Source organism: Cryobacterium sp. MLB-32, assembly GCF_000738085.1.
In the GTDB taxonomy this organism is placed as follows: domain Bacteria; phylum Actinomycetota; class Actinomycetes; order Actinomycetales; family Microbacteriaceae; genus Cryobacterium.
In genome coordinates this window covers 1-717 of record NZ_JPRS01000572.1, presented here as the reverse complement: position 1 = coordinate 717, position 717 = coordinate 1, and the positions used below count along the sequence as shown (strand labels likewise).

Below are 717 nucleotides of genomic sequence, written 5' to 3'. Positions count from 1 at the left end.
CTGCTCGGTGTTCCACAGGAGGTCCATGATCAGTCTCTCCAGTACACCCAAGCTTCCCATAACCTCCATCGTAGCTCGCCGACGGTATTTTCTACACCGTGTAGAAGGTATTATTCTACGAGACGTAGAAATGTTCCTGGAGGACACATGAACGAGTGGCTGGATCCTTTACTCCTGTCTCGGTGGCAGTTCGGTCTGACGACCGTCTATCACTTTCTCTTTGTGCCGTTGACGATCGGGATGGCGCTCACCGTGGCGATCTTCCAGACCGCATGGGTGCGCACCGACAAGGCGAAGTACCTTCAGCTGACGCACTTCTTCGGGAAGATCTTCCTGATCAACTTTGCCATGGGCGTCGTCACGGGTATTGTGCAGGAATTCCAATTCGGTATGAACTGGTCGGACTACTCCCGGTTCGTCGGTGACGTCTTCGGGGCGCCCCTGGCGTTTGAGGGCATCATTGCGTTCTTCCTGGAAGCCACGTTCATCGGGCTCTGGATCTTCGGCTGGGACAAACTGCCGAAGAAACTCCACCTCGCCACTATCTGGCTCACGACCGTGGGAAGCATCGCCTCTGCCTACTTCATCCTGGCGGCGAATGCGTTCATGCAGAACCCGATCGCGTACACAATCAATGAGGAGAAGGGGCGCGCAGAACTCACGAGCATCTGGGAACTGCTCACCAACCCCATCGCCCTGGCCGCGTTTCCGCACACG

Annotated in this window: 1 protein-coding gene; it reads left to right on the top strand. The window is 56.3% G+C overall.

The features are described from left to right. Window positions 1-147: 147 nt before the first annotated feature. Window positions 148-717: cytochrome ubiquinol oxidase subunit I (locus JF66_RS20025; RefSeq protein WP_035880645.1), on the top strand; the 570-nt coding region annotated here is incomplete at its 3' end.